The following is a 15833-nucleotide window of genomic DNA, read 5'->3' as shown; positions in this document are numbered from 1 at the left end:
CCCCCGCCGCCATGGATCGCCCCCTGCTGCTGCTGACCCGCGACGATGCCCTGTGGCAGCACTGGCGCCAGTTGGGCGCCGCAGGCTGGGCGCCGCACCGCGCCGCCCGCCTGGCCGACGCCCGGGCGTGGCGCGAGCAGGGCCGGGAATGGCTGATCGCCGATGCAGCATTGGTCGAGCCGTCGCCCCCCGCCGCCGGCGCAGCCGTCTTTGACGGACTGAAGGCGCTGGTGCTCAGCACCCAGCCCGGCGACGTCCAGGGCCGCGCCGCATTTGCCCAGGGCGCCAGCGGCTACGCCCACGCCTGGAGCGCGCCCGAGCAACTGGCCACCATCTTGCAGACCATCGCCAGCGGCAGCATCTGGACCGGGCGCGGCCTGCTGCAGCAGCTGCTGGCCGACGTCGGCGCGCGCCTGCCCCGGCCCGCTGCCGCGACTGCCGGGCAGCCGCCCGCCTGGGCCGCCACCCTGACCCCGCGCGAGCAGGCGGTCGCGCAGCTGGCAGCGCTCGGGCACAGCAACCAGGACATCGCCCAGGCGCTGGACATCACCGAGCGCACCGTGCGCGCCCACCTGTCGGCCAGCTTCGAGAAGCTGCAGGTCGGCGACCGGCTGATGCTGGCGCTCAAAGTCCACGGCATTAGCGGCTGATTTCATTTCTATATTGATCGAGTACGCGAAGGTGAAGCGCAGACAGTGCTGTAGCACGACAAGCGAAACCGACAAAGTAATCGGTTGATATAGAAATGGAATGACCCGCCGGCATTGGCCGCGGCGCCAATAGACCCGAGCAGGTACGCGCCCTAGCATCGACGCACTCCTCAATTTCGTCTGAAATTCCGGTGGCTGCGGCGCAGCCGCCCTTGCAGAAACGACACACACCATGGCCATCTCCACCGCAACCATCACCCACCTCACCGGCCAGGCCTGGATCCGCAGCAGCGACGGTGACCTGATCGCTCTGCACGAAGGCATGCGCATCCCGGCAGACGCTCACGTCGTCACAGCCACCGGCGCCAGCGTGCAGCTGCAGGCCGACGGCGGCGCGCCCATCACCATCGGCGCAGGCCAGGACGTCGCGCTGACCGCCGACCTGCTCGCTCCGCCCGCGCCGCAGGAAGCAGCGCTGACGCCTCCCGCCGACGCCACGGTCAACCAGCTGATCGCCGCGATCAACGCCGGACAGGATCCGCTCGACCAACTCGACCCCACCGAGGCCGTGCTCACTGGCGGCGCGGGCGGCGACCACAGCTTCGTGCGCCTGAGCAGCATCGTCGAGCTGACCACCCCGCTGGCGCTGGCCTACCCCGAGCCGGGCACCGAACCCATCATCCGCCGCATCATCGGCGGCGAAGCCATTCCCTTTGGTGCGCAAGAGCCAGCACCCGAGCCCGGCCCGCAAAACCCCACCGCGTCGATCACGATCGACCCGATCACCGGTGACGACGTGATCAACGCCGAGGAAGCGGGCAAGCCTGTCACCATCACCGGCACAGTGGGCGGTGACGTCAAGCCTGGCGACACCGTGACGGTGACCATCAATGGCAAGGACTACACAACCACCGTTCAGCCCGACCTGAGCTGGAGCGTCGAGGTTCCTGGCTCTGAACTGGTTGACGACCCCGACCACAAGATCGAGGCCAGCGTCACGACCACCGACGATGCTGGCAACAGCGCGACGGCGGACGCCGACCGCGGCTATGACGTCGACACCGATGCACCTCAGGCGTCGATCACGATCGACCCGATCACCGGTGACGACGTGATCAACGCCGAGGAAGCGGGCAAGCCTGTCACCATCACCGGCACAGTGGGCGGTGACGCCAAGCCCGGCGATACCGTCATCGTCACGATCAACGGCAAGGACTACACAACCACCGTTCAGCCCGACCTGAGCTGGAGCGTCGAGGTTCCTGGCTCTGAATTGGTTGACGACCCCGACCACAAGATCGAGGCCAGCGTCACGACGACCGACGACGCCGGCAACAGCGCGACGGCGGACGCCGACCGCGGCTACGACGTCGACACCGATGCACCCGAGGCCACCATCACCATAGACACGATTGCCGGCGACAACGTGGTCGACCACACCGAGGCCGAGGGGCCGGTGACACTGTCGGGCACGGTGGGCGGCGACGTGAAGGCCGGCGACACGGTGACCGTGACGCTCAATGGCAAGGACTACACGACCACGGTCAATGCCGACGGCAAGACCTGGAGCGTCGAGGTCGATGGCAAGGAACTGGTCAACGACGCCGACCACAAGATCGAGGCCAGCGTGACGACGACCGACGACGCCGGAAACAGCGCGACGGCCGACGCCGAGCGACCCTACGGCGTCGACCTGAACCAGCTCATCATCGACCCCAACACTTCTGGCAACGTCGGCGGCGGCATGGGCGACGACATCATCCTGGGCGACAAGGGCGGCATCACGTTCCAGGACGGCCACAACTACAACCTGGCGCTGATCATCGACACCTCGGGCAGCATGGACGACGCCTCGGGCACCCCGGGGCTGACGCGCATGCAGTTGGCCATTGACGCGCTGACCAACCTGGCCAGCGGCCTGGCGGGCCACCCGGGCATCGTCAACGTGGCGCTGATCGGCTTTGGCACCAGTGCGCAAACGCTGCTGACGCTCAACAACCTGACGGCCGACAACCTGCCCGACCTGATCGCCAAGATCCAGGCACTGACCGCCGCAGGCGAGACCAACTACGAAGCGGCGTTCAACGAGGCGGTGTCCTGGTTCAACGGCCAGGGCGCCGACCAGGCCGGCGGCAGTGCGGTGTTCGAGAACGTCACCTACTTCCTGACCGACGGCGACCCCAACGTGCACAACGGCCCGCAGGGCGATCCGATCACCGGCAGCGTCACGACCGACTACGCCGACATCAAGGCCGCGGTCGACGCCTTTGGGCCGCTGAGCGATCTGAGCCAGGTGCACGCCATCGGTATTGGCAAGGACGTGAGCGACGAGTACCTGAAGTTCTTCGACAACACCGGGGTGGCCAACCCGGGCGGCAGCATCGACTTCCCGGGCGACGACATGCAGTCCCTGCTGGATTTCGACCTCAAACCCAATCTGTCCGGCTGGACGGAGACGGGAGCTGGGACGAAGGGTTTCGCAGAGTATGTCGTCGGCGCTACTACCTACTACGGGCTGCTGCTGGCCGACACGGGCGCCAATGACGGCGCCTACCAGGTCACCGGCTCGCAGATCGAACTGGACAGCTCCGGCGTCATCGGCCTGGCGTTCGCCACCCAGCACTTCAATGCCGGCGACAGCTTCACCTGGACGCTGCAGCGCTGGGACGGATCCGCCTGGGTGGACGCCGCCACCGGCAGCAAGACCAGCGACTACAGCGGCTCGATCGACATCGACGTCGACGCCGCGGGCAGCTACCGCTTCGTGTTCGACCTGAACGACGCCAGTGCCGGCAGCGACCAGGCTTCTGCGTTGCTCAAGGAAGTAACCTTTATCCCCAACGACACCGTCACCGGCCCGGTGGGCGAGGCCGAGAACGTCGACACCGCCGACGAGCTCAATGCCGCGCTCGACCCTGGCGCCGGCCCCGGCACGCTCGACCCGGTGGGCGGCGACACCATCCACGGCCACGATGGCAACGACATCATTTTTGGCGACGTCATCAACACCGACGACGGTGTGCTGCCCTGGGATACGGTGGGCGGACGCCCCGGCGACCTGCCCAACGGCTCGGGCGTCGCGGCGCTGGAGAAGTTCCTGGAGCTGCGCGACGGCCTGACCGCCGGCACGCCCGAGATGAACAAGGCGATGTATGACTACATCCAGGCCAACCACGGCGACTTCAACGCCGCCGGAGACGGGCGCGGCGGCAACGACACGCTGTACGGCGACGGCGGCAACGACATCCTGTATGGCCAGGGCGGCAACGACATCCTGTACGGCGGCGCGGGCGACGACATCCTGTATGGCGGCGCGGGCGACGACACCTTTGCCTGGGCCGCGGGCGACCAGGGCAGCGCCGACGCACCGGCGCACGACGTGGTCAAGGACTTCGGCATGGGCGGCGCCGACGCCAACGGCAAGGACAAGCTCGACCTGAGCGACCTGCTGCAGGACGTGGACGCCGGCTCCGACCTGACGCAGTACCTGCACGTCGAGCAATCGGGCAGCGACACGGTGATCAAGGTCTCCAGCAGCGGCAATCTGGCCAGCGGCGGCGCGGGCGCCGACCAGGTCATCACGCTGGAAGGAGTCGACCTGGTGGCCGGCGGCACCGACCAGCACGACATCATCAACGCACTGATCGCGCAGTCCAAGCTGTACGTCGGCGACGGCCACTGAGCGGCGGCGGCAATGGGCGGCGGCAATGGGCCGCTGTGGCGCACGCAGGTGCGATGATCGGGCACCGCCGCACCATGGACTCGCCCGCCCCCGTGACCGCCCACCCCAGCCCACCCCAAGCCCAGCCCCCCGCCCGGGGGCCGAGCCGCAGGCGCTGGCTGCTGGCGCTGGGCGCTGCCGGCATCTGCGCGCTGCAACGTCGCCCCCTGGCACAAGGGCAGGCACAGCCACTGGCGTGGGACGAGGCGCGCCTGCTGCGCACCATGCAGCAGCACTACGGCGCACCGGGCGTCAAGACGCTGCAGGCCTGGCTTGCACTGCTGCAGGCCCAGGCGGGTCAGCCGCTGGCGCAGCAGCTGCGCGCGGTCAACGACTTCTGGAACACCACGGTGCTGGCCTCAGACGACCCCACCATCTGGGGCCAGGCCGATTACTGGGCCACGCCGCTGCAGACGCTGGGACGGCGCGCCGGCGACTGCGAAGACTTCGTGATCGGCAAGTATTTCTCGCTGTTGCGCCTGGGTGTGCCCGCCGCGCAGCTGCGCCTGATCTACGTGCGCGCGCGCATGGGCGGGCTGGGCAGCAACGTGAGCGTGGCGCACATGGTGCTGGGCCACTACGCCAGCGCCGACGGCGAGCCGCTGGTGCTGGACAACCTGGCCGGCACGATTGCACCGGCCAGCCAGCGCCCGGACCTGACCCCGGTGTTCAGCTTCAACGGCGCGGGCATCTACATTCCCGGCGCGCGCACCACGCCCACCGAGCGCATCGCCCGCTGGCCCGACCTGCTGGCGCGCATGCGCCAGGAGGGGTTCGCGCCCTGACCACGCCATCCTCGCCCGCCACGCACCACATCCATTTTTTCCCTGAAAGGCCGCCCCCATGTCTTTGCTTTCCCGCCTGCTGCTCAGTGTGACGGTGGCGATCGCTGTCATCCTGGCCGGAACGCTGGCCTGGAGCGTGGTTGCCGCGCGCCAGTACCTGGACGCGCAACTGCAGTCGCAGGCCGACAACGCCGCCTCGGCGCTGGCGCTGGCGCTGTCGCAGCCGGGCAACCAGGACTCGGTCACGCGCGAACTCCTGATGATGGCGCTGTTCGACAGCGGCCAGTTCGACGCGATCACGCTGACCGCGCCCCAGGGCGCGCGCCTGTTCGCGCGCGAGCAACCCCCGCAGGCGCGCCAGCCAGGCCAGGCGCCCGCCTGGTTCGTGCGGCTGCTGCCGCTGCGCCAGGCCCGCGTGGAGCGCGCGGTCAGCAGCGGCTGGAGCCAGGTGGGCCAACTGCAGCTCGCCGTGGGCAACCGCTTTGCCTACGACGCGCTGTGGCGCAGCAGCACGCGCATGGGCGCGCTGGTGCTGGTCGCCGGGCTGGCATGGGCGCTGTTCGTCGCGCTGCTGCTGCGCTGGTTTCGCCGCGTGCTGCGCCGAGAGGTGCAGGCGCAGGTGCTGGCCATCGGCGCGCCGGCGCACCCGTCCGCCGGCCACGCCGCCACCGCCTTCACCGAGCTGCAGCCGGTGCTCAGCGCCATCCAGAGCACGCGCGAGCGCGTGCGCGCCACGGCCGAGGAGCGCGAGCTGCGCATAGAGTCGCTGCAGCTGGAGCTGCACACCGACGCCGTCACCGGCATGGCCAACCGGCGCTACCTCCTCAACGAGCTGCGCCGCGCGCTCGATGGTGCGGCAGGCGGCACCCGTGCCACGCCCGGCCACGCGCTGCTGTTTCGCCAGCGCGACCTGGCGGCGCTGAACGCCCACACCAACCACGCCGACGTCGACCTGTGGCTGGCCAGCGTCGGCCAGCGCTGCCAGGCCGTGCTGCAGGCGGCGCAGTCGCGCCTGCCGCAGGGCGCGCAGCCGCTGCTGGGGCGGCTCAACGGCTCGGACTTCGCGCTGCTGCTGCCCACGCTGCCCGGCCCCCAGGCCATGGCGCTGGTCGACCAGCTGCACCAGGTGCTGCAGGCGCTGCGCCTGCCGCTGGGCGGCACGCAGTACTCGCGCTGGGCCTGCGCGCTGACCGACTACCTGCCGGGCCAGCCGGTCGGCGAGGTGCTCTCGCGCCTGGACCAGGCGCTGCTGCGCGCCGAGAGCGCCGGCCGTTGCGAGGTGGAGTTCCTGGCGCACGACGAGGGACAGCAAGCCGCCCAGCCCCACGGCGCCGGCCATTGGCAGCAGCTGTTGCACGGCGCGCTGCAGCAGCCGGGCGCGCTGGCGCTGCACACGCAGGTGCTGGCCTGCAGCGGCCCGCACGGGCAGCGCCGCCAGCACGAGGCATCGCTGGCGCTGCTGGATACGGACAGCGGCACGCAACTGGCGGGCGCGCTGTTTCTGCCCGCCGCGGTGCGCCTGGGCCTGTCGGGCGACTTTGACCTGCAGGCGCTGCAACTGGGCCTGCAGTGGCTGCAGGAGCACCCGGGCGAGCACCTGGTGCTGCGCATCTCCCAGCCCTCGCTGGTGCAGGCCGGCTTTCTGCGCCAGCTGTGCACTGCGCTGCAGCAGGTACACCCGGCGCTGCTGGCCAGCCTGACGCTGGAGCTCGACGCCTACGCGCTGCAGGCCAGCCCCGAGGAAGTGGGCGAGCTTGCCACCGCCGTCTACGCCCGCGGCGCGCGCGTGGGCCTGCGCCGGCTCGACCAGTCGCCCATGGCGCTGGCGCAGCTGCACCAGCTGCCGCTGCGCTACGCCAAGCTGGGCGGCGACTTTGCCGAGCAGGCGCTGGCCAGCCCCGGTGGCGAGCAACTGCTCATCGCCATGCTGCAGACCGCGCAGGCGCTGAAGATCGAGCTGCTCGTCTCTTCCCCGGTCACCGCGCAGGCCGCGGCGTTGCTGCAGCGCTACGGCGCCTGCCTGCCGGCGGCATGAGCGCGGCGCCTTCGCCGCAATGAATGCCGCGCAAGGCGATGAGCCTTATTCCATTTCTATATCAACCGATTACTTTGTCGGCTTCGCTTGCCGTGCTATAGCACTGTCTGCGCTTCACCTTCGCGTACTCGATCGATATAGAAATGGAATTACTGCAGCGGCAGGCGCAGCACGAAGCAGGCACCCGGCGCGCCGTCGGGGCGCGGCTGGCAGTGCACGCTGCCGTGGTGACGCTGGGCGATGGAGCGCACCAGCGCCAGGCCCAGGCCCACGCCGCCGCTGCGCTCGCTGGCGCCGGGCAGGCGGTAGAACTTCTCGAAGATGCGCTCGCGCTGGTCGGCGGCCACGCCCGGGCCGTGGTCGCAGATGCTGACGACGGCGTCGCCGCCCTCGTGCGCCAGCTCCAGCGTGATGGCGCCCTGGCTGTAGCGGCGCGCGTTCTCCAGCAGGTTGCGCAACGCGCGACGCAGCAGGCGGGAAATGCCGGGCACTTCCTGGAACCGCGCGGCGTCCCGGTCGTCCATTTGCAGTTCGGCGTCCACGCGTGCGCATTCCTCGGCGGCCAGGCCCAGCAGGTCGACGCGCTCGATGTCACCCACGTCGGCCACGCCAGAGTCCAGGCGGCTCGACAACAGGATCTCGTCGACCAGCTGGTCGAGCTCGGCGATGTTGCGCTCGATCTCGGCGTGCGCCGTGGGCGCGGCGCGGCCGTCCTGCATCAGCGCCAGCCCCATGCGGATGCGCGCCAGCGGCGAGCGCAGCTCGTGCGAGGCGTTGGCCAGCAGCGACTTGTGCGATTGCACCAGCGCCTCGATGCGCTCGGCCGCCGCGTTGAACTGGCGCGCCAGCTGCGCCACTTCGTCCTGGCCCTGCTCGGCGGCGCGCACTGCCAGGTCGCCCTGGCCAAAGCGCTGCACGCTTGCCTGCAGCTGCTCCAGGCGCTGCAGCAGCCGGCGGATGATGGGAAACACGCCCAGCGTGACCGCCAGGCCGACGAGCGCCAGCATCCAGATGAAGCCGTAGGGCGGCTGCAGCCAGAACGGCCCGGGCCGGTGGCTGGGCGGGCGTGGGCGCGCTGACATGCGCAGGGTCAGCACCCGGCCGTCCGGCTGGTCGATGCGGTATTCCACGCCCTGCTCCCAGTCGCCGGGCAGGCGCGTGGCCATGCCTTCGAGCAGCACCCGGCCCTGCGCGTCGGCCAGCTCCAGCTGGCGCGGAGGAGGGGCATTGCGAACCTGGTCGTTGTGCTCGGCGGCCACGCGCCAGGCGTAGCCGACGATGAGCGCGAACACCGCCATGGTGGCCACGGTGGCCAGCCAGATGCGCAGGTACAGGCGGCGCGAGAAGGGGCTGAAGACGGACATGGGACAGCGTTTTCTCAATCTGCTTCAGTCTTGCTGCTTGGCAAAGACATAGCCCACGCCGCGCACGGTGAGGATGCGCTTGGGGTTTTTCACGTCCTGCTCGATGGCCGCGCGGATGCGGCCCATGTGTACGTCGATGGAGCGGTCGAAGGCTTCGAGCTCTCTGCCGCGCACCGCCTCCATGATCTGCTCGCGCGTGAGCACGCGCCCGGCGCGCTCGGCCAGGGCGACGAGCAGGTCGAACTGGTAGGAGGTGAGCTCGGCCGGGCTGCCGGCGACGCTGACGGTGCGTGCGTCGCGGTCGATCTCCAGCGTGCCGAACTGCAGCAGGTTGCTGGCTGGCTGCGCGCCGCCTTCGCGCCGGCGCAGGATGGCGCGGATGCGCGCCAGCAGCTCGCGCGGCTCGTAGGGCTTGGGCAGGTAGTCGTCGGCGCCCACCTCCAGGCCGATCACGCGATCCATCGGGTCGCCCTTGGCCGTCAGCATCAGGATGGGCACGCGCGCGGCGTTGCCGGGCAATGCGCGGATGCGCCGGCACACTTCCAGCCCGTCCATGTCGGGCAGCATCAAGTCCAGGATGACCAGGTCGGGCAGCGCCGCGCCCTGGCCCTGCGTGAGCAGCTGCAGGCCGGCCGCCGCGTGATCCACGTGCTGCACCTGCAGGCCCGACTGGCCCAGGTACTCGGTCACCATCTGCGCCAGGCGGTGGTCGTCCTCGATCATCAGCAATTCGGTTTTCATGGGTCTTGGTGTTCCGTCATGTGGCGGTTTGTGTCATGGGCCAGCATGCCGCATGGCCGTCTCGGTGCGTTGTCGTGAAGGTAAAGCGGGGGTAAAGCGCAGAGGCCGGCATTGGAGCGGGCGCGCGGCAGTCAAGGCGCGTCGTGGCCGGCCAGGGGCTGGGCGCGCGCGGCCAGCGCTACCAGCACCAGTACCGGCAGGCCCAGCGCGGCGGTGGCGGTGAAGAAGCTGGCGTAGCCGTGGGCGTCGACATACTGGCCGGAAAACCCCGCCAGCCACTTAGGGGCAAGCAGCATCATCGAGCTGAACAGCGCGTACTGCGTGGCCGAGTACTGCACGTTGGTCAGGCCCGACAGGTAGGCGATGAACGCGGCCGAGGCAATGCCGCCGGCCAGGTTGTCGGCGCTCACCACGCCGATCAGCCCGTACAGCTGGTGGCCCTGCGTGGACAGCCAGGCAAACAGCAGGTTGCTGGCGGCCGACAGCACCGCGCCCAGCATCAGCACGCGCATCACGCCCAGGCGCATCGACAGCACGCCGCCGACGAAGGCGCCCGCCAGCGTCATGACCACGCCGAAGACCTTGGTGACCGCGGCGACCTCGTCCTTGCTATAGCCCATGTCGACATAGAACGGGTTGGCCATGATGCCCATGACCACGTCGCTGATGCGGTAGGTGGCGATCAGCGCCAGCACCAGCGCCGCCTGCCAGCGGTAGCGGCGCATGAAGTCGGCAAAGGGCTCGACCACCGCGCCGCGCAGCCACTGGGCGACGCCCTGTGCGGGCGCCAGCGCGCGCGGCGCGGGCTCGGGCGAGAGCACCACGGTGAGCACGCCCACCAGCATCGATGCGCTCATCACCAGGTAGGCGCCGCGCCAGGCGGCCAGCTGGTAGCTGCCGGCGCCGGCAACTTCGGCGCGCGCGGCCAGCCATAGCACGCCGGCGCCGGCCCAGATCATCGCCAGGCGGTAGCCCGTCTGGTAGGTGGCCGCCAGCGCGGCCTGGCGGTCGGCGTCGGCCGACTCGATGCGGAACGCGTCCAGCGCAATGTCCTGCGTGGCCGAGCCGAAGGCGACCAGCAGCGCCCACCAGACCATCGTGCGCAAGTCCTCGCGCGGGTCGGCCAGCGCCATGCCGACCAACCCCGCCATGACGGCCAGCTGCGCCAGCAGCAGCCAGCTGCGCCGCCGCCCCAGCCGGCGCGTGGCCCAGGGCAGGGGCAGGCGGTCGACCAGCGGCGACCAGACCCACTTGAACGCGTAGGCCAGGCCAACCCACGACAGATAGCCAATGGTGGTGCGGTCGATGCCCGCCTCGCGCAGGCGAAACGACAGCGTGCCCAGCACCAGCAGCAGCGGCAACCCGGCGGAGAAGCCCAGCGCCAGCATGCGCAGGCTGGCCGGCTCGCGGTAGACCCGCCAGGACTGACGCCAGCTGGGGTGGGATGCGGGGGAGGAAGCGGAGGAGGCCATGGGCGGGGTATCGGCAGAAAAACGGTATTGGTAGGAGGCCAACCGGGAGCGCCGGCGTCTCGCCGGCATGCAGCCATCGCGGCGGGGCGCCGCTCCCACAAACCAAGGCGCTGCGCCAAGCGAGGCGCCATTATCCGGGCCGCGCAGCCGACATACGCAGCAACCACAGACAGGCGGCAGGCGCGACGTTGGACAATGCATGCATGAACTGGCGCAACCTCCTGATTCCCGTCGGCATCGCCGTCCTCGTATTTGCCGCCTACCGCGGCGCCGGCCTGCAAGGGTTGGTGCTGGTGGGCGGTGGCCTGTTGATGTGGGCGCTGCTGCACTTCACCCGCATCATGAACGTGATGAAAAAAGCGGCCAACCGTCCAATAGGCCATGTGGGCAGCGCCGTCATGCTCAACGCACGGCTCAAGCCCGGCGTCAACCTGGTGCACGTCGTGGCGCTCACGCGCTCGCTGGGCCTGTTGCAGAGCACGCAGGGCGAGCAGCCCGAACGCTATTTGTGGCGCGACGCCAGCGGCTCCAGCGTCAGCTGCGAGTTCTTGCACGGCAAGCTGCAGCGCTGGGAGCTGACGCGCCCCGTGCAGGATGCACCCGTGGAGGATGCGGACGGGCCGGGCGGGCAGGCGGCAGTCGTAGAATGCCCGGTTCAGGATCCACAGCATTCGCATTCGTAGAGGAAACCCATGAGCCCCGTAGTTCCTTCACTGGCCGACCGTGACGGCAAAATCTGGATGGACGGCCAGCTGGTCGAATGGCGCGACGCCAAGATCCACGTACTGACGCACACGCTGCACTACGGCTGCGGCGCCTTCGAGGGCGTGCGGGCCTACGAGACTGCGGACGGCACGGCTGTCTTCCGCCTGGAAGACCATACCAACCGCCTGTTCAACAGCGCCAAGATCCTGCGCATGAACATCCCCTTCAGCAAGGAGGAGATCAATGAGGCGCAGAAAGCGGTGTTGCGCGCCAACGGCCTGAAGTCGGGCTACCTGCGCCCGCTGGTGTGGATCGGATCGCACAAGCTGGGCGTGTCGCCCAAGGGCAACCAGATCCACACCATAGTCGCCGCCTGGGCCTGGGGCGCCTACCTGGGCGAGGAGGGCATGACGCGCGGTATTCGCGTCAAGACCAGCAGCTACACCCGCCACCACGTCAACATCACGATGACGCAGGCCAAGGCGGTGAGCAACTACACCAACTCCATCCTGGCCAACATGGAAGCCACCGACGACGGCTACGACGAGGCGCTGCTGCTGGATGCGGCCGGCTTCGTCAGCGAAGGCTCGGGCGAGAACGTGTTCGTCGTCAAGGACGGCGTGGTCTACACGCCCGACCTGTCGGCCGGCGCGCTCAACGGTATCACGCGCAACACCGTGCTGCACATCTGCGAAGACCTGGGCCTGAAGCTGGTGCAAAAGCGCATCACGCGCGACGAAATCTACATTGCCGACGAGGCTTTCTTCAGCGGCACGGCCGCCGAAATCACGCCGATCCGCGAGCTTGACCGCGTTGAAATCGGTAGCGGCAGCCGAGGTCCCATCACCGAGAAGATCCAGAGCGCGTTCTTCGACATCGCCCACGGCCGCAACGCCAAGTACGCCCACTGGTTGGCCAAGGTTTGAATGCCATGACACAGAAAATCGTCGAACTGCGCGCCGCCGACCTGGATGGCAACGGCGGCGTGCACTGCCCCAGCGCCTTGGCTGACATGAAGCTGTGGAATAGCCACCCACGGGTGTTCCTGGAAATTGCCCGCCAGCACCAGGCGCAGTGCCCGTATTGCAGCACGGTGTATCGGTTGAAGGAGGGGGAGGTGGTGGGGGGGCACTGAGCTTTTCTTTCCTCTTTCCCCCTCTATATATAGACAGGCCAGCTTGAACAAGCTGGCCTTTGTTTCTTGACGGATGCAATGACGATGACACAAGACGCGCGGCCGACTCTGACCGTAGTGGTGCTGACGCTCAATGAAGAACATTGCATAGAGCAATGCCTCAAAAGCGCAGCTTTTGCCGATCAGTTGCTCGTCATCGACAGTGGCAGCACCGATGCCACCGTGGCATTGGTCCAGGGGCAAGGTGCCGAAGTACAGGTGTATGCGGACTGGCGAGGTTTTGGTGTGCAACGCACAAGAGCCTTGCAGCACGTGCGAGGCGACTACATTTTTTTCCTCGACGCCGATGAAGTCATGACACCGGCATTTGCCCAGGAGTTGAAAGCGGTTGTCGCAACGGAAGAAAAAGCTGTCTGGAAAATTCGCTGGCGCATTGTGGCGTTTGGCCAGGAACTGCGTTATTTCCGCGCAACTACCGAAGTTGAACGGTTATTTCGTCGAGATCAGCTTCAGGAATATACGGGTGTGGTGCATGAAGAAGCGGTATTGCGTGAAAAAAATGTCCCCCGACACTCGATTTGTGAGCCTCTTCTGCACCATACTCGGCCTAGTGTGCGAGCTGGTTTGGAAAAAATGACGCAGTACGCAATATTAGGAGCCGCAAAGCGAATCGAGTTGAATAAAAAAGGTGGGGTGATTCGTGGTTTGGCTGCGGGGATGGTAATGTTCGTTCGATTTTATTTTTTTCGACTTGGGTTTTTGTGCGGGGGGGCGGGATTTCTGTATTGCTTTTTTGTTGCGTTGGAAGCGTTTTTCCGTTATGCCGCCTTGCAATTCGACAGAGAAGCTTTGACTGATGAAATCCGTAGATGAATAATATGAAAACAAATATTGATCGAATAAATATTGAACATCATGATTCCCTTGCATCCAATGCAGTGGCTTTTATGGTTCCGGGTTTTGCATTGGGATTGCCATCAGGCTATTCTTGGGGTGCAATAGTTTTGCTTTTGACGAGCCTAGTGGCATGGCGAGCGTGGTGGCTACGCCCTTGTAAGCCGTTAACCTATTGGTGGTCTGGATCCATATTTTTAATGGGCATGGTTTGGTCACTTGATGCTCATGTCGGCTTGGGTTGGAGCAGCTTGGATCGAACATCTAAATATTTATTAGTGCTGCCCGGGCTGTTTTATTTGATGGCGCGACCACCGTCTTTGGCTGCTCTGCGCTGGGGTGTTGCGATAGGCGGGCTGGGGGCGGGTACAGTCGCACTTTATCAGATGTTTGTATTAAATATTGGTAGGCCAGAGGGTTTTACCAATGCAATTCAATTTGGCAACATAAGTTTGCTTCTTGCTCTGATGGGAGGGTTGTGGTTGGCTCTTCGGGCGGATGGAATGAATTGGAAGGTTTCTTTTTTATTGGGTTTCGGTGTATTGTTTGGTGTTTTGGGGTCTATGTTATCTCAATCTCGTGGCGGTTGGTTGGCATTAGGTGCATCGTTGCCACTGTGGATTGGTTTGCTTTGGTATTGGGGGCGTCATAGATTGGTGGCGTATACCCTTGTGGGGTTGTGCACTGTAACGGTGTTTGCAGCAGGCGCTGTAGGCGGAATTTTTAAAGAACGTATTTTGCAAGCGTATCAGGAATCCAGCATTTACATGAATCGATCCGATGAAGAGCGAGCGAATTCTTCGGTTGGTCTGCGACTTGATTATTGGAAATTGGCATGGGCCATGGGTAAGGAGCGTCCGTGGTTAGGTTGGGGCGATGAATATACGCAAGAAAAACAACGCCGAGTCGCCGCAGGAGAGGCGCACCCTCGTGTTCTTGAGTTGGGGCATGCGCACAACGAGTTTTTGGATATGTTTTCCAAGCGAGGCTTGATAGGAGTAGGAGCTCTTTTGCTTTTCTATGGAGTTCCCATGGCCTTGTTTTGGCCAAGCAAGCGACGTTGTAACGGGGGGCGTGACGCGATAGATCGCGATGCACTAGCGTTGTGTTTTGTTGGCTTGTCGATCCCTGTGTTGTATTTGGGTTTTGGTTGGACGCAAGTATTTTTTGCGCATAACAGTGGGAATCTTTTTTATTTGCTGATGATTTCTATTGTCTATGCTGCCTTGCAGATATACGCGGGAGATCATGATTCCACTAAGAAATGATAATTTCACTTGGGATTATTGGAAGGTGGTGTCAGATTTTGTAATTTTGCATTGAATCTTGAGATGTCTTTGGGCAAGGTTCGGTAATTCATTTGATTTTTTCGTGTCATTCTCTTCATTTCTTGGTGAGTTATTAAATTGCATCAAACCCATGTTGAAAAAAAACGTTTCTACGCTGCTTGCGTATTCACGCTCTGTGAGCGACTCGGCGTTGCTGTTGCCATTGCAACTGGTGGAGCTGCAATGTATTGGTATGGTCATCAGCTAGGGGTGTTGATGGGATTTGTATTTATAACGATTGGCATGCTTGTAATATTTTTTGGTTTTTCCATGTCGATCTGTAGCAGTGGCATGTTTTTGCAGGATTGTTTTGGCAAGAATCTGTCTAGAATAAAAATTTTTTTTACTTAGTCCGCCCTGAACAATTCTGTTTTTAGCCGTAGGCGGGCCGGCGGTCATCGGGCGGGACGAGCAGCGCAGCGATAACCGCCTGAATCGTCAACCCGAATCGGGCGCAACAAAGCCGCAGCGCGGCCAGGATCATTCGCAGGTTGTGCCCTGCGCCGCACATGACCGCATGGATGGCATCTCCCAACTGGCCCTTGAGCGGGTTCCGGGCTAATCTGCCGTCCATCTTCATATGCCCAATCGCCGGCTCAATGGCGCTTCTTCTTTTGATCATCGCCTTCAGCGCCCTGGTGATGCCTCGCTTCTGGCCTGATCTGAGGATGCGCACCCCTTTGATCTCCACCCCCCGGTAGCCCTTGTCCACAATCGCCGTGGCAGGCGGCCTGTCCGTGCCGGTGAGGATGCCCACCTGCTCCAGGGCCTCGGCCAGGGTGTGTCCGTCGTAGGGGTTGCCCGGCATGGAGCGCATGCCCACCACCAGGCCTTCCTTCAGTGTGGTAGCAATGCTGACCTTCACGCCGAACTCGTAGGGTGTCCTGGCCTTGCCCTTGCTAATGCATTCGACCTCGGGCGCGTGCAGGGCGTACAGCTTGTTCTTGTCTTTCGTGCGCTGGGTGAGGATGCGGCCGGTGCGCTGCAGCAGCTCCTGCACCTT

General features: G+C 65.3%; 14 protein-coding genes. 10 read left to right on the top strand and 4 right to left on the bottom strand.

The window, feature by feature from the left end; genetic code table 11:
- Window positions 1–11 precede the first annotated feature (11 nt).
- The 4 genes from ABD767_RS04065 (at window position 12) to ABD767_RS04050 (ending at window position 7191) form a co-directional block, all read left to right on the top strand.
- On the top strand, window positions 12–650 hold the full coding sequence (locus ABD767_RS04065) for a LuxR C-terminal-related transcriptional regulator (protein WP_103044308.1): 639 nt from the start codon (window positions 12–14) through the stop codon (window positions 648–650).
- 232 nt (window positions 651–882) lie between these two features.
- Window positions 883–4332 carry a retention module-containing protein gene (locus tag ABD767_RS04060; RefSeq protein ID WP_344868374.1) on the top strand — a complete coding sequence of 1150 codons (3450 nt, stop codon included), beginning with the start codon at window positions 883–885 and terminating at the stop codon, window positions 4330–4332.
- 74 nt (window positions 4333–4406) lie between these two features.
- The gene (locus ABD767_RS04055; RefSeq protein WP_103046588.1) at window positions 4407–5156 is read left to right on the top strand and encodes a transglutaminase-like cysteine peptidase; all 750 of its coding nucleotides are present in this window, start codon (window positions 4407–4409) and stop codon (window positions 5154–5156) included.
- A gap of 58 nt (window positions 5157–5214) precedes the next feature.
- Window positions 5215–7191: a LapD/MoxY N-terminal periplasmic domain-containing protein gene (locus ABD767_RS04050; protein WP_103046587.1), complete on the top strand. Its 1977-nt coding sequence runs from the start codon at window positions 5215–5217 to the stop codon at window positions 7189–7191.
- Window positions 7192–7340: 149 nt separating this feature from the next.
- Here ABD767_RS04050 and ABD767_RS04045 read toward each other — a convergent pair whose 3' ends face one another.
- The 3 genes from ABD767_RS04045 to ABD767_RS04035 all read right to left on the bottom strand — a co-directional run bounded on the left by ABD767_RS04045 (window position 7341) and on the right by ABD767_RS04035 (window position 10768).
- Window positions 7341–8555, bottom strand: coding sequence for an ATP-binding protein (locus ABD767_RS04045; RefSeq protein WP_103046477.1), 1215 nt, complete (start codon window positions 8553–8555; stop codon window positions 7341–7343).
- 24 nt (window positions 8556–8579) lie between these two features.
- The gene (locus tag ABD767_RS04040; protein ID WP_103046476.1) at window positions 8580–9296 is read right to left on the bottom strand and encodes a response regulator; all 717 of its coding nucleotides are present in this window, start codon (window positions 9294–9296) and stop codon (window positions 8580–8582) included.
- Window positions 9297–9427: 131 nt separating this feature from the next.
- Entirely contained in the window at window positions 9428–10768 is a 1341-nt protein-coding gene (locus ABD767_RS04035) for an AmpG family muropeptide MFS transporter (RefSeq protein WP_103046475.1), read from the bottom strand.
- Window positions 10769–10971: 203 nt separating this feature from the next.
- On the opposite strand from ABD767_RS04035, the gene ABD767_RS04030 reads away from it, so the two are divergent.
- The 6 genes from ABD767_RS04030 (at window position 10972) to ABD767_RS04005 (ending at window position 15181) form a co-directional block, all read left to right on the top strand.
- On the top strand, window positions 10972–11451 hold the full coding sequence (locus ABD767_RS04030) for a glycerate kinase (RefSeq protein WP_103046474.1): 480 nt from the start codon (window positions 10972–10974) through the stop codon (window positions 11449–11451).
- Window positions 11452–11460: 9 nt separating this feature from the next.
- Window positions 11461–12399: a branched-chain amino acid transaminase gene (locus ABD767_RS04025; protein WP_103046473.1), complete on the top strand. Its 939-nt coding sequence runs from the start codon at window positions 11461–11463 to the stop codon at window positions 12397–12399.
- Window positions 12400–12404: 5 nt separating this feature from the next.
- Complete coding sequence (locus tag ABD767_RS04020; RefSeq protein ID WP_103046472.1) at window positions 12405–12608, top strand: zinc-finger domain-containing protein; 204 nt, start codon at window positions 12405–12407, stop codon at window positions 12606–12608.
- Window positions 12609–12686: 78 nt separating this feature from the next.
- Window positions 12687–13481, top strand: a complete 795-nt coding sequence (locus tag ABD767_RS04015) for a glycosyltransferase (RefSeq protein WP_103046471.1) — start codon at window positions 12687–12689, stop codon at window positions 13479–13481.
- On the top strand, window positions 13478–14770 hold the full coding sequence (locus tag ABD767_RS04010; protein ID WP_344868364.1) for an O-antigen ligase family protein: 1293 nt from the start codon (window positions 13478–13480) through the stop codon (window positions 14768–14770). Before ABD767_RS04015 ends, ABD767_RS04010 begins: the two co-directional genes overlap by 4 nt.
- Before the next feature lie 138 nt (window positions 14771–14908).
- Entirely contained in the window at window positions 14909–15181 is a 273-nt protein-coding gene (locus ABD767_RS04005) for a hypothetical protein (protein WP_344868362.1), read from the top strand.
- 22 nt (window positions 15182–15203) lie between these two features.
- On the opposite strand, the gene ABD767_RS04000 is transcribed toward ABD767_RS04005, so the two are convergent.
- Window positions 15204–15833: transposase (locus ABD767_RS04000; RefSeq protein WP_344868360.1), on the bottom strand; the 630-nt coding region annotated here is incomplete at its 5' end.

Source organism: Comamonas faecalis (assembly GCF_039538025.1).
GTDB classification, from domain to species: Bacteria; Pseudomonadota; Gammaproteobacteria; order Burkholderiales; family Burkholderiaceae_C; genus Comamonas_C; species Comamonas_C faecalis.
Note: the sequence above shows the minus strand (reverse complement) of the source record. Positions and strands in the feature narration are given on the sequence as shown.

What these genes read in the sequence shown, in the direction of transcription:
- ABD767_RS04045 (WP_103046477.1), bottom strand. Translation starts at nt 8,555, where the DNA reads ATGTCCGTCTTCAGCCCCTTCTCGCGCCGCCTGTACCTGCGCATCTGG.
- ABD767_RS04040 (WP_103046476.1), bottom strand. Translation starts at nt 9,296, where the DNA reads ATGAAAACCGAATTGCTGATGATCGAGGACGACCACCGCCTGGCGCAG.
- ABD767_RS04055 (WP_103046588.1), top strand. Translation starts at nt 4,407, where the DNA reads ATGGACTCGCCCGCCCCCGTGACCGCCCACCCCAGCCCACCCCAAGCC.
- ABD767_RS04020 (WP_103046472.1), top strand. Translation starts at nt 12,405, where the DNA reads ATGACACAGAAAATCGTCGAACTGCGCGCCGCCGACCTGGATGGCAAC.
- ABD767_RS04060 (WP_344868374.1), top strand. Translation starts at nt 883, where the DNA reads ATGGCCATCTCCACCGCAACCATCACCCACCTCACCGGCCAGGCCTGG.
- ABD767_RS04035 (WP_103046475.1), bottom strand. Translation starts at nt 10,768, where the DNA reads ATGGCCTCCTCCGCTTCCTCCCCCGCATCCCACCCCAGCTGGCGTCAG.
- ABD767_RS04030 (WP_103046474.1), top strand. Translation starts at nt 10,972, where the DNA reads ATGAACTGGCGCAACCTCCTGATTCCCGTCGGCATCGCCGTCCTCGTA.
- ABD767_RS04065 (WP_103044308.1), top strand. Translation starts at nt 12, where the DNA reads ATGGATCGCCCCCTGCTGCTGCTGACCCGCGACGATGCCCTGTGGCAG.
- ABD767_RS04015 (WP_103046471.1), top strand. Translation starts at nt 12,687, where the DNA reads ATGACGATGACACAAGACGCGCGGCCGACTCTGACCGTAGTGGTGCTG.
- ABD767_RS04025 (WP_103046473.1), top strand. Translation starts at nt 11,461, where the DNA reads ATGAGCCCCGTAGTTCCTTCACTGGCCGACCGTGACGGCAAAATCTGG.
- ABD767_RS04010 (WP_344868364.1), top strand. Translation starts at nt 13,478, where the DNA reads ATGAATAATATGAAAACAAATATTGATCGAATAAATATTGAACATCAT.
- ABD767_RS04050 (WP_103046587.1), top strand. Translation starts at nt 5,215, where the DNA reads ATGTCTTTGCTTTCCCGCCTGCTGCTCAGTGTGACGGTGGCGATCGCT.